At 63.3% G+C, this 12,986-nt stretch carries 9 protein-coding genes; 3 read left to right on the top strand and 6 right to left on the bottom strand.

Annotated elements, in window-relative coordinates; all coding sequences use genetic code 11:
- Window positions 1–8 precede the first annotated feature (8 nt).
- A complete protein-coding gene (locus tag JN302_RS13285; protein WP_202312737.1) occupies window positions 9–1,697 on the bottom strand; it encodes a GMC family oxidoreductase in 1,689 nt (562 codons plus the stop codon).
- 131 nt (window positions 1,698–1,828) lie between these two features.
- Between JN302_RS13285 and JN302_RS13280 the strand changes: the two genes are divergently transcribed.
- Window positions 1,829–2,785 carry a LysR family transcriptional regulator gene (locus JN302_RS13280; protein ID WP_244846311.1) on the top strand — a complete coding sequence of 319 codons (957 nt, stop codon included), beginning with the start codon at window positions 1,829–1,831 and terminating at the stop codon, window positions 2,783–2,785.
- A 503-nt stretch (window positions 2,786–3,288) separates the two neighbouring features.
- Here JN302_RS13280 and JN302_RS13275 read toward each other — a convergent pair.
- The gene (locus JN302_RS13275) at window positions 3,289–4,470 is read right to left on the bottom strand and encodes a Fic family protein (RefSeq protein ID WP_202333191.1); all 1,182 of its coding nucleotides are present in this window, start codon (window positions 4,468–4,470) and stop codon (window positions 3,289–3,291) included.
- 790 nt (window positions 4,471–5,260) lie between these two features.
- Here JN302_RS13275 and JN302_RS13270 point away from each other — a divergent pair.
- Together JN302_RS13270 and JN302_RS13265 are read left to right on the top strand one after the other, a co-directional pair.
- On the top strand, window positions 5,261–6,643 hold the full coding sequence (locus tag JN302_RS13270) for an aspartate aminotransferase family protein (RefSeq protein WP_202333190.1): 1,383 nt from the start codon (window positions 5,261–5,263) through the stop codon (window positions 6,641–6,643).
- Window positions 6,644–6,681: 38 nt separating this feature from the next.
- Window positions 6,682–8,067, top strand: coding sequence for a glutamine synthetase family protein (locus JN302_RS13265; protein WP_202333189.1), 1,386 nt, complete (start codon window positions 6,682–6,684; stop codon window positions 8,065–8,067).
- Window positions 8,068–8,087: 20 nt separating this feature from the next.
- On the opposite strand, the gene JN302_RS13260 is transcribed toward JN302_RS13265, so the two are convergent.
- From JN302_RS13260 to JN302_RS13245, 4 genes are all read right to left on the bottom strand, one after another.
- Window positions 8,088–9,365: a glycerate kinase type-2 family protein gene (locus tag JN302_RS13260; protein ID WP_202312732.1), complete on the bottom strand. Its 1,278-nt coding sequence runs from the start codon at window positions 9,363–9,365 to the stop codon at window positions 8,088–8,090.
- A gap of 267 nt (window positions 9,366–9,632) precedes the next feature.
- Window positions 9,633–10,136 (bottom strand): heme-degrading domain-containing protein, encoded by a 504-nt coding sequence (locus JN302_RS13255; RefSeq protein WP_202333188.1) that lies wholly within the window; start codon window positions 10,134–10,136, stop codon window positions 9,633–9,635.
- A gap of 132 nt (window positions 10,137–10,268) precedes the next feature.
- A complete protein-coding gene (guaD, locus tag JN302_RS13250; protein WP_202312730.1) occupies window positions 10,269–11,591 on the bottom strand; it encodes a guanine deaminase in 1,323 nt (440 codons plus the stop codon).
- 141 nt (window positions 11,592–11,732) lie between these two features.
- Complete coding sequence (locus tag JN302_RS13245) at window positions 11,733–12,953, bottom strand: urate hydroxylase PuuD (protein WP_202333187.1); 1,221 nt, start codon at window positions 12,951–12,953, stop codon at window positions 11,733–11,735.
- Window positions 12,954–12,986: the final 33 nt, after the last annotated feature.

Raw genomic sequence — 12,986 nt, 5'->3', positions numbered from 1 at the left:
AGAATTTTCTATGCGCGCGCATCGGCGACGATCCAGCCGGCCGCTTTTTCCGCGATCATCAGGGTTGGTGCATTTGTGTTGCCACTGGTTATTTTCGGCATGATGCCCGCATCGACAACGCGCAGGCCTTCGATGCCCCGTACCCTGAGCCGGCTGTCCACCACGGCCATGGGGTCGTCGTCACAGCCCATCTTCGTCGTCCCGACGGGGTGAAAGATGGTGTTGGCGATATCGCCCGCGAGCCGCGCCAGCTCCTCATCGCTCTGGAATTGAAGACCAGGCTTCCATTCCTCCGGTCGGTACTTCGCCAGTGCCGGCTGCGACACGATCTTGCGCACCTGCCGCAAGCTTTCGGCGGCGATGCGGCGATCCTCTTCCGTGCTGAGATAGTTCGGCGCAATCGCCGGAGCGTCCGCGGCCTTGTTGGAGCGAATGCGCACGCTTCCGACGCTGGTCGGGTTGAGATTGCAGACGCTCGCGGTGAAGGCGGGTATGCTATGCAGCGGCTCGCCGAAGGCGTCGAGACTGAGCGGCTGAACGTGATATTCCAGATTGGCATGGGCCTGGCTGTCGTCCGAACGGGTAATAGCGCCGAGCTGCGAGGGCGACATGCTCATCGGGCCGCTGCGTTTCAACACATATTCAAGCCCGATCATCGCCTTGCCGAAAAGGCTGTTGGCTAGCGTGTTCAACGTCTTCGCATTGCCGACCTTGAAGACCGCGCGGATTTGTAGATGGTCCTGAAGATTTTCCCCGACGCCAGGCAGGTCGTGAGCGACCTCGACACCATGACGCTTCAGGAGGCCGCCCGGTCCGATGCCCGACAATTGCAGGATCTGCGGCGAACCGATCGCACCGGCGGAAAGAATGACTTCCCTGCGCGCACGGACCTGGACACCCCGCCCCTGCCGCTGAAGCATAACGCCAACGCAACGCTTGCGACCGGAACCCTCGGTTTCAAGAACCAGCCGTTCGACATGCGATTGCGTCCAAATCGTCAGGTTCGGACGTCTCTTTACCGGGCGAAGGAAAGCCTTCGACGTATTCCAGCGCCAGCCGGAACGCTGGTTGACTTCGAAGTAGCCGACGCCCTCATTGTCGCCACTGTTGAAATCGTCGGTGCGTGGAATGCCCGCCTCGAGGGCGGCCTCGGCGAAGGACTCCAGAATCTCCCATTTGAGTCGCTGCTTCTCGATGCGCCATTCGCCGGCATGACCGTGCATGTCGGAGAAGCGGCTGTTGCCGCCGGTCTTCGGATCCGCACCGTTGTCCAGTCGGTAATGGTTCTCATGCGCCTTGAAATCAGGAACGCAGTTCTGCCAGGTCCAGGCATCGTCCCCGGTCGCAGCCGCCCAACCATCGAAGTCGCGCGCCTGGCCGCGCATGTAGATCATACCATTGATGGAGGAGCAGCCACCGAGCGTCTTGCCTCGCGGATAGCGAAGCGAACGTCCGTTCAGCCCGGCATCGGGCTCTGTCTTAAACAGCCAGTCGGTACGCGGATTGCCGATGCAATAGAGATAGCCGACAGGGATGTGAATCCACGGATAGTCGTCCTTCCGTCCAGCCTCCAGCAGCAGTACGCGCATCGCCGGATCGCGGCTAAGGCGGTTGGCGAGCAGGCAGCCGGCGGAGCCACCGCCGACGATGACGTAATCGAAGGAATTGCCAGACGGGTGGGAAGTCAGACGCGTCATCGGCTTCCCCACCGATTGCAGTGGGACAGCGCACAATCATAAGAATCAATGACTTGTTGTGGCATCCTAACCTCCTCTTCACCTCTGTTTTCGAGGAATAGCGGAAGTTCTGAGGAAAAATCCAATGACAAATGAAGCAACACATTATAAATAAAACTAATATGCTAAAGCCGATCGACCTGAGAACATTGAAGGCGTTCGTCACCGTTGCCCGCGAAGGCAATGTCACGCGCGCCGCCGAACAATTGCGCATCACGCAGCCGGCTGTGACCCTGCAACTGAAGCGTCTTGCCGCCGACACGGGGCTCACCTTGTTCCGGCGTACTTCAACCGGCCTGGAACTCACACAGGAAGGAGCCTTGCTTGCCGCCAAGGCGGAACAGGTACTCGCCGCGCTTACGGATTTCGGCCAGACGGCCGGACATCTGGCGACACGCGTGCGAGGTAAGTTGCGGATCGGCACCATCATCGACCCGGAGTTCACGCGGCTGGGGGCGTTTCTGAAGGCACTGATCGAAAGCGGGCCGGGCATAGAAACCACCCTGCGCCATGGCATGAGCGGCGACGTGCCAGAAAGGCTGAAGCGAAACGAACTCGATGCCGGCTTCTACCTCGGTGATCCAAGAGACTATGACCCTTCCGCCGAGATTTCAGGAGAAGGCGCAGCACCGCTTTTTCACGCACGCGAGTTAGCGCAATTGACCTATCGCGTCGTCGCCCCGCCATCGCTCGCCGGTTTCGTGCGCGGTGCGGACTGGGCACAGCTCGCGTCCCTGCCGTGGATCGGCACGCCGCAGGCCTCGGTACACAATCGACTGCTGGCGCGCCTGTTTACAGATCTGGGCGTCCGACAAAATGTCGTTGCCCAAGTGGATCAGGAGACGTCTATGGTCGCCATGGTCCGCACGGGCGTGGGATTAAGCCTTTGCCGAGAGTCGATCGCCCTGCATGAGCAACAGGCGCACGGGCTTGTGATCGCAGATAACGTGAAGATATCGACGACTCTGAGCTTTCTCTACCTAGAAGCGCGCGTTGGCGATCCTGCCATCGTTGTCGCCCTCGATGCTATCAGGAGAGTTTGGGGTTAGGAGAGGCTGAGCGGCATTGTCCCGCTCATCAAACAGTAGCGGCAACCACCTCGACGGCCGATATTGGGTGCAAGGCTACCATCGCTACGTCGCCGCCACCGCTTGTCACTCGCGCGCCCCTCACGCGCATATGGTCTGCCAGTTGACGGCACGAAAGGCACACCAGAGTCGGCTGCCGCTCAGAAGCGGTCGAACCTAATTTGAACCTATCGATTCAAGGGGATAACTTGTCGTAGAGGATCGCAGATTAGAATGGTTTAGCGTGCTGTAGCGTGGTTGCGGGGGCCTGCAATCATCTTTTACTTGCGACCTGCCTCTCCTCTTCAAGTCATGATGCTCCAGATGGACACAGCGCTCCTTGGAGAATTATTTCGCACAGCAGCGTAGGGTGTACGAACCCAATCCAGATACGGCTTCCGCACGTTGCCTTGTGCTTCTGTCTGTGTGGCTCATTTGCGAACACGATAGCTGCCGAGCGAGAGTTGGGGCATCCGACGGAAACTTCAGCTGTCGGCAGGCAACGGATCGGTCCCCTCGCTGAGGATCGCAAGATAGCGATGGTAGCCGAACACCCTACCCCGCTTGCGTCCCGTAATCTCTTCAACGATGCCCATCTTCTCCAGGTCGGCCAAGGCTGCATTGACTGTCGGAGCTGACAGGCCCGTCTGCTGGACAAGTTGGTTGGAGGTCAGGAACGGATTCTGCTGGAAGAGGTCGTGGATGCGGAGTGCCGAGCCTGCACGGTCGCTTTCATTCGTGATCCGCTCACGATCCTCCTTGAAGAGGTCGACAATCCGGATGGCGGCTTCGAAAGCCTGGTTTGCGGTCTCAGCCACTCCGGCGAGGAAGAAATCAAGCCAAGCCTCCCAATTGCCGTGCTCTCGCACTTCCTGCAGTAGCCGATAGTAGTCGGCACGATGCGTCTTCAGGTAAAGGCTGAGGTAGAGCAGCGGCTTGCGGAGCACCCCGTTGACGCAAAGATGCAGTGTCACCAGAAGGCGGCCGATGCGGCCGTTGCCATCAAGGAACGGGTGGATGGTCTCGAACTGGACATGCAGCAGCCCGGCCTTGATCAGCGCCGGCAATTGCGATCCGTCTTCATGAATGAAGCGCTCCAGAGCATCGAGGCAGGCATCGAGTTCGGTGACGGGCGGTGGTACATATAGCGCGTTGCCGGGGCGCGAGCCGCCGATCCAGTTCTGCGAACGGCGAAACTCGCCAGGGCTTTTGGTGCCGCCGCGTCCGCTTTGCAGCAGCCGGGCGTGCATCTCGCGGATCAGGCGTAACGACAATGGCAGTTCTTCCAGTCGCTCCAGCCCGTACATCATCGCATCCTTGTAGTTCGACACTTCGCGGATGTCGTCGATCGGCTCCCCGGCCTGAGCCTCGTTCTCGAAGCGCAAAAGATCGGTCAGTGTGGATTGCGTCCCCTCGATCTGGGACGAGAGCACCGCCTCCTTGCGCACATACATATAGAGGAAGAGTTCTTGGCGCGGCAGCAGCATGGTGATGCCGTCCAGTTGCCCGAGCGCGCGCTCGGCGAGGCTTAGCCGGTCCAGAAGCGCCAGGACGTCGATCTGCGGCTTCGGCGGCAGAGGCGGCGGAACGAAGGCGCGCACCATCTCGCCCGCGACGGGCGTTTCGACATATCGGCCAAGGCGCTGATCTGCGTCGGAATAGGTCATAGCGCCATCTTGGCAGCGTGGCGCTATTTAAACAATCCCATCGATACTTAAATAACGGAGATGCTAACGTAAGCGCGCTTAATTAGGCTCGTCGCTCTCGGCCTACTCTATCAGACGCATAAAGCCGTCCGATCGGCAGTGCTAGCGAATTGGCAAGGAGATTGGGCATCCGATGCAACGAATCGGATAGGACCGCGACCTTCGTCAATCACCGCACAGAATCTTCATAGCCTACCCACATGCCTGACCTTCCGCATACCAAACTGCTTGCCCGCAAGATCTCCGACTTCTGCCGCCTCCGTGTCGATCCCGCATTGCCCCCGCAGGAAAGCACACGGATCAAAGAATTTCTCCTCTGTCTGATCGCCCAGTCGCAAACACCGCCTCGCAGGGCGCGCGGCTACGATTGGGACGAGATCGCCCTTCAATGCGGCCTCGACAGGGATGCTCTTCGGGGAGCGAGGGCGGTGATTGAACCGGCTCTGGATGCAATCGTAAAGCCCAACCAATCGCCCTTCCGCCAAGGTCCGACAGACCTTCATTCGCTTGAACGAGGCGGGCTACGGTTTCCTGCCATGGCAACGCGACATGTACGCCCTGGTCGAAGACTGCGAACATGCGCTGGATTCCGATACGGCGGCGTTGTTCGACCGCGAAGCGGGCGTGTTTGCCTCCGAAGTGCTGTTTCAGCTCGATACCTTCATTGAGGATGCGCGAAGCCGGGAAGGAGCGATTGCCGGCCGGTCATCTCGCTGGCTAGAGTGGCGCCGCAAAATAGGGGCGTCATGGAATGAACATCGTCGACATGTCCGCATCCCAACAGCGCGGGATCGTGCTGTCGCGCATCGCCGAGTTGCGCGAGCGCGAAGCCGAGGTCTTCCGCAAGGCGCGGCCGAAAGCGGCTGCGGCGGTCGGCAAGGGCGCGGAGGGCTATTTCGGCGGCGTGCCCATGCACTGGATGAGGGACTGGCCGACGCCCTTCCCCATCCTGGTCGAGCAGGCCAGGGGCGCCACCATCACCGATGTCGACGGCAACACGCTCGCCGATTTCTGCCTGGGCGACACCGGCTCGATGTTCGGCCATTCGCCCGCCCCCGTGGCGCGCGCCATTCGCCGGCAGTCCTCCAGGGGCCTGACCTATATGCTGCCGAGCGAGGATGCGCTGGCCGTCGGCCTTCTCTTGCGCGAACGTTTCGGCCTGCCGCACTGGCAGATCGCCACGACCGCCACCGACGCCAACCGCTTCGCGCTGCGCGTCGCCCGCGCCGTCACCGGCCGGCCGAAGATCCTCGTCTTCAACGGCTGCTATCACGGCTCGGTCGACGAGACGATGGTGCGGCTGAAGGATGGCAGGCCGATCAACCGGCCGGGTCTCGCCGGGGAATTCCGTGACCTGACCGAGGCCACGCGCATCGTCGAGTTCAACGACCTGCCGGCGCTGGAGGCGGCGCTCAGCGACCGCGACGTCGCCTGCGTCATCACCGAACCCGTGCTCACCAATTGCTGCATGGTGCTGCCCGATCCCGGCTTCCACGACGCCCTGCGCAAGCTTACCCGCGACACAGGCACCTTGCTGCTGATCGACGAGACACACACCATTTCGACCGGCCTCGGCGCCTATACGTCGAGTCACGGTCTGGAGCCCGACCTTTTCGTTCTCGGCAAGCCCGTCGCCGGCGGCGTGCCGGCCAGCATCTGGGGCATGAGCGACGCGGTGGCAGCGCGCTACGAGGAATACAACAGCACGAAGGAGCCGGGTTATTCCGGCATGGGCACCACCCTGTCGGCGAACCCGCTGCAGTTCGCCGCGATGCGGGCGACGCTCGAGGAGGTGATGATCGAGAAGAACTACGCGCATATGGAGCGGCTCGCCGGCCGGCTCGAGGCGGGGCTGCGGCGCGAGATCGCCAGACATGACTTGCCCTGGCATGCGGTTCGGGTCGGGGCGCGCGTCGAATTCATCTGCGCGCCGGGGCCGCTGAGGAACGGCGGCGACGCCGAGGATGCGCATGCGCCGGAACTGGAAGCGGCGATCCATGTCGCGCTGGTCAATCGCGGCGTGCTGATCGCGCCCTTCCACAATATGATGCTGGTTTCTCCGCCGACCACGGCAAAACAAGTCGACCTGCTGATCTCGGCCTTCGGCGATATTGCCGCAAAGCTTGCGGCATGAGACAAGCGCGCCGTATTCCAGTTGCTTAAAGGCTTTCCATGACTTCACCGTCCGGATCGACGATCGACGAGGCCCAGGCGTTTCTCGATGCCCATCCCGAGATCGAGGCTTTCGATATCGTGCTCACCGATGCCAACGGTGTCGGCCGGGGCAAGATCATCCGGCGCCACGAGTTGGAAGGCCTCTGCAAAAACGGCCGGCATTTGCCGATATCGATCCTCGGCCTCGACATCACCGGCGAAGACGTCCACGAGACCGGCCTGATCTGGGATTCGGGCGATGGCGACCTGCGCGCCTGGCCCATCTCAGGCACGCTTGTGCCGCTCCACGGCACCAGCCCCGCACGCGGCCAGCTCCTGATGTCGATGTATCATCTCGACGGCCAGCCGATGACTTCGGATCCGCGCCATGCGCTTGCCCGACAGGTCGAAGCGTTCGCCCGGCGCGGCTTGCATCCGGCCGGCGCCTTCGAGCTGGAGTTCTTCCTGCTCGCCAACGAACGCGACGGCGAGGGCCGCGTCCAGCCGGCACGCGCCGTCGTCGACGGCAGGCACAGCGGCAAGACCGAAGTCTATTCGGTCGATCATCTGCACGGCATGGAGCCGCTTTTCTCCGACATCTACGCGGCCGCCAAGGTGCAGGGCATTCCGGCCGAGACGGTCATCTCCGAATATGCGCCGGGCCAGTACGAGCTGACGCTGGATTACCGCAAGGATGTCATGCGCGCGGCCGACGACCTGCTGATGCTGAAGCGCCTGGTGCGGGCGCAGGCGCGACGCCACGGCGTGACCGCCTGTTTCATGGCCAAGCCGATCGAGAAATATGCCGGCTCCGGCATGCATTTCCACGTCTCGCTGCTCGACGACGCCGGAGCCAATATCTTCACCGAAAAGCAGGAAGGAAGCTGGTCGCCGCAGTTGCTCCACGCGCTTGGCGGCCTTGCCGAAACCATGGGCGAATCGATGCTCGTCTTCGCCCCGCACGCCAATTCCTGGCGCCGCTTTGTCTCGCAATCCTATGCGCCGGTCGCGCCGACCTGGGGCGTCAACAACCGTTCGGTGGCGCTGCGCGTGCCGGCCGGCGATGCGAAGAACCGCCGCATCGAGCATCGTCCTTCCGGCGTCGACGCGAACCCGTATCTCGTCGCCGCCACCGTCCTGGCCGGCATCGCCAAGGGGCTGGAGGAGAAGCTCGATCCTGGCCCCGAGACCACAGGCAACGGCTATGAGGCGGCATCATCCAAGGGCGCGATGCCGGGAGACTGGCGAACCGCGATCGAGGCCGCCAAGGCCTCGGCTTTCCTGAGGCAGGCGCTGGGCGACGACCTGCACCGCACCTTCACGGCAATCAAGGAAGCCGAGTATCTGCGCGTCGCGCGCACCGTGAGCGAGCTCGACTACCACCTCTACCTCCACGAGGTGTAGCCGCTACCACGGATCGGCGGTCAGAAGGCCGCCGGTTCTCCAATCAAGATCGCCCTGAGATCATTCACGTTCGTGCCGGTCGGGCCCGGCACGAACAGATCGCTCGTGGCATTGAAGGCAGTCCAGGCATCGTTGCCCGCCAGCATGGCCTTGGCATCGACGCCATGAGCCCGCATGCGCGACACGCTGCCGCCGTCGGCGAAGGCGCCGGCATTGTCCTCCGATCCGTCGATGCCGTCGGTGTCGGCGGCGAGCGCATGGATGCCCGCGACGCCGTCGATCCCGATGGCGAAGGAAAGCAGGAACTCGCTGTTGCGGCCGCCCTTGCCCTTGGCCCGTAAGGTGACGGTCGTCTCCCCGCCTGACAGGATCAGCACCGGCTTGTTGAACGGACGGTCCCGCGTCGCCACCTCGCGGGCGAGGGCCGCATGGACCGAGCCCACGTCGCGTGCCTCGCCTTCGATGGAATCGGAGAGAATGACGGCCTCCATCCCATGGCGCCGGGCCTCTGCGGCTGCTGCCTCAAGCGAGACCGCCGCCGAGGCGATGACATGCACCTCGTTGCGCGAGAACCTGGCATCGGCGGGCGCAGGCGCATCGGCGGCGGCTGATTTCAAATGCGCCATCACCGCCTCCGGAAGGTTCATGCCGTAGGTTTCGACGATGCGCAGCGCGTCGGCGCGGCTCGCCGCGTCGGGCACGGTCGGCCCTGACGCCACGAGGGCCGGATGGTCTCCCGGTATGTCCGAAACTACCAACGAGACGACGCGCGCCGGGAACGCAGCCGCCGCAAGCCGCCCGCCTTTGATCAGCGAGACATGCTTGCGCACCGTGTTCATCGCCGCGATCGGCGCGCCGGAGGCAAGCAGCGCCTGGTTGACCGCGATCTCGTCGGCGAGTGTGAGGCCGTCGGGCGGCGCGGGAAGCAAGGCCGATCCACCGCCGGAGACCAGCGCGACGACGAGGTCGTCCGACGTCAGGCCGCTCACCTTGTCCAGCAGGCGACGGGCGGCACCGAGCCCGGCTTCGTCAGGCACGGGATGTGCCGCCTCGATCACCTCGATCCGCCGGCATGGCGCGCCATAGCCGTAGCGGGTCACCACCAACCCTTCCAGCGGCCCATCCCAGGCCTTCTCGAAGGCGGCCGCCATCTGGGCCGACCCCTTGCCCGCGCCGATGACGATCGTGCGTCCCTTCGGCTTTTGCGGGAGGTGTTTGCGGATGGTCAGTTCGGGATCGGCCGCTGCGACGGCCGCACGGAAGATGGAAGTGAGGAGTTCCCTCGGATCGATGCTCATGAGTTCGACCGTCCTCCAGTCCATGCGGATCTTGTCATTCGACGTCGCACTGCCCCTCATCCGCCTGCCGGCACCTTCTCCCCGCAAGCGGGGAGAAGGTCGCTTTCATCGACGACGGCGCCCGCTTTGCAACCTAGACGACTAGTTGCAAGATAGCGGACATCGTTCTTCTCCCCGCTTGCGGGGAGAAGGTGACGGTCCACCCTCCGCAGCTGCAGCGCAGCTGCTGCGGAGGACGGGCAGCCGGATAAGGGGCAGCGCAACAGCTCAATTTTCCACCGGCCCGAGCGCCAGAGCGGCCGCATCCAGCCCGAAATGCTTGCACAGCGCGGCGACGATCACCTCATGGTCCTGCCGTTCGGGCAGGCCCGACACGCAGATTGCGCCGACGACGCCGACGCCTTTGACCGTCACGGGGAAACCGCCGCCCGCGAGCACATAGTCGGCTGGGTCCAGCCCCTCGCCGACCGGAAAGGTCCGGTCGGGTCGGGACTTTTCAAGCACCATGCGATAGCTGCTCTTCAGGAACATCCTGACGACATTGTGCTTCCGCCGCGCCCAGTTCCGGTTTGAGTCGGTCGAGCCGGGAAGTGCGGCGTAGAACAGCGGACGGTCCCAGGTCCTGATGTCGACCACGATGGGCAGCTTGCCGGCGAGCCCCGCGTCGCGGACCAGCGAACCGATGGCGAAGGCCGTCGCTTCGTCGAAGCTCTCGAAGACAAGGCTGGCCTCCTGCTCAGCGATTTTCCTGATGTCGTCCGCGGCCGCCATGTCTCCCTCCATTGGAGCGCCACGTGCACGATTTGGGCCGATGCTGTAGCGCGTCTGTGTCCTGACGGCTTGGCGCGAACGCGACGCCGGGTCAACAGCAGGAGGCCGATTTTCTCCGCTCATTGCCCCCAATCAGGGGTCGACCGTGACCATCGTCGTCTTTGCCGCCCTGCCCGAGACATAGACTTCCGCGATCGCACGGTCGTCGCCCAGCGTCTGGAGCAGGAACAGTTCCTCGGCAAGCGAGGAGACCGTCTCCATCCTCAGCCGCATGACCGGCGTCGCGCGCGCGTCGAGCACCACGAGGTCGGCATCCGTGCCTGGCTCCAGCGTACCGATCCTGTCGGCCAGCGACAGCGCCTCGGCATTGCCCCTCGTGACCTGCCAGAAGGAAGCGAAAGGATTGAGCTTCTCGCCGTTGAGCGCGATGACCTTGTAGGCCTCGTCCATGGTGCGAAGCATGGAATAGTTGGTGCCGCCGCCGACATCGGTCGCGGCTGCGATCCGCAGCGGGTTCTCGCGTTGCCGGAAACGCTGATAGTCGAACAGGCCCGAGCCGAGGAAGAGGTTCGACGTCGGACAGAACACGGCAACCGAACCGCTGGCCGAAAGCGCGTCCGCTTCGCGCTCCGACAGGTGGATGCAGTGGCCGAACAGGCTTCTCTTGCCGAGCAGGCCGTAGCGTTCATAGACGTCGGTATAGTCGGTCGACCAGGGATAAAGCTCCTGGGTGAAGGCGATCTCGGCGTGGTTCTCCGACAGATGGGTCTGCATATGGAGATCGGGGTGCTCGCGCATCAACGCCTGCGCCATCTCCATCTGCTCGGGCGACGAGGTGATCGCGAAACGCGGCGTGATCGCGTAATGCTGCCGGCCGCGCCCGTGCCAGGCATCGATCAGCGCCTTGGTGTCGTCATAGCCGGACTGCGGCGTGTCGAGGACCCCTTCGGGCGCGTTGCGGTCCATCATCACCTTGCCGGCGATGTTGAGCATGTCGCGGTCGTGCGACTCGGCGAAAAAGGCCTCGGCGGATTCCTTGTGCACCGAGCAGAAGGCGACCACGCTTGTCGTGCCCTGGCGGACCATCTCGTCGAGGAACAGCCGGGCGATGCGGCGGCCGTGCTGGGCGTTACGGAACTTGGTCTCTTCCGGGAACGTATAGGTATTCAGCCAGTCGAGCAGCTCGGCACCGTAGGAGGCGATGATCTGCATCTGCGGCATGTGGACGTGGCAGTCGATGAAACCCGGCAGCAGCAGATGCGGCCGATGGTCGACCGTTTCGACGTCAGGTCCGGCCTCGGCCGTGACATCAACATAGGCGCCCGACGCCACGATCTTGCCGTCACGCACCAGCACCGCGCCATCCTCCTCGTAACGGTAAGCGGCAATATCGTCGATGCTGTCGGGCCAGCGGTGGAAGCTCAGTGTGCGTCCGCGGATGAGGGTCGTGGTCATGACAGGCTCGCAATCTTTCCGTTCGGTTCGGGCCTGGCCCGTCTCCCCATGTTTGGGGAGGAAATCGGCGTGGCCGTTTGGCCTTCCTCCGGCAGCCGGAGGAAGGTCAGGCAGGCGGATCAGGGGCGTTCTCCGAGCCTTCTACTTCTTCCGTGCTTCCTCGAACCAGGCGACCAGAAGGTCGCGCTCCTGGGGCGTGATCTGGGTCACGTTACCCGGAGGCATGGCATGGCTGCGCCCCGCCTGCAGATATATCTCGCGGGCATGGTCGGCGATCGCGGCGTCGCTGTCGAGCACCACGCCCTTCGGCGCATGATAGATGCCTTCATAGGAGGGCTCGACCGCATGGCACATGGCGCAACGGCCCATCACCGTGTCGCGCACCGCGGGGAAATGGGCCGAGGCGGTGTAGACCGCGTTGACGGCCGCCGCCTTCGGCTCGCCGGTCAGCACCTTCGGCACGGTCGAGAGCCAGATGATGACGATGAAAAGCACGCCGGCGGCAATCCAGGTCCACAGCGGGTCGCCCTTCCGCGCGTGGGTCGTGTTGAAATAGTGCCGGATCAGCACGCCGATGATGAACACCAGCGACGCGATCACCCAGTTGTACTGCGTGCCGAACGCCAGCGGATAATGGTTCGACAGCATCAGGAACAGGACGGGCAGCGTCAGGTAGTTGTTGTGCAGCGAGCGCTGCTTGGCCTGGGCGCCGAGCGCGGGGTCGGGCTTGCGGCCGGCGATCAGGTCGGCCACCACCTTTTTCTGGTTCGGGATGATGATGAAGAAGACGTTCGCCGACATGATGGTGGCGGTGAAGGCGCCCAGATGCAGGAAGGCCGCGCGCCCGGTGAAGAGCTGCGTATAGCCCCAGCTCATGAATACCAGCACCACGAAGAGGCACAGCATCAGGCCGGTATCGCTCTTGCCGAGCGGCGACTTGCACAGGAGGTCGTAGACTATCCAGCCAACCGCGATCGAGGCCATCGAAATGCCGATCGCCACCGGGGCCGAGACATCGAGAACATTGCGGTCGATGAGGAAGAGGTCAGCGCCGGCGTAGTAGACCACGCAGAGCAGCGCGAAGCCGGTCATCCAGGTGGAATAGGCTTCCCATTTGAACCAGGTCAGATGCTCGGGCATGTTGGCCGGCGCGACCAGATATTTCTGGATGTGGTAGAAGCCGCCGCCATGCACCTGCCACTCTTCGCCATAGGCGCCCACCGGAAGGTCGGGACGCCTGCGCAGGCCGAGATCGAGCGCCACGAAATAGAAGGACGAGCCGATCCAGGCGATGCCGGTGACGACATGCAGCCAGCGCACGCCGAAACTCAGCCAGTCCCAGAAGATCGCCAGATCCAGCATGCGTTGGTCCTCACCTCGCTCGATTTCAGGACT

The sequence above is a fragment of the Mesorhizobium sp. L-8-3 genome (genome assembly GCF_016756615.1).
Lineage (GTDB): Bacteria > Pseudomonadota > Alphaproteobacteria > Rhizobiales > Rhizobiaceae.
This window is presented reverse-complemented; position numbering and strand designations above follow the sequence as displayed.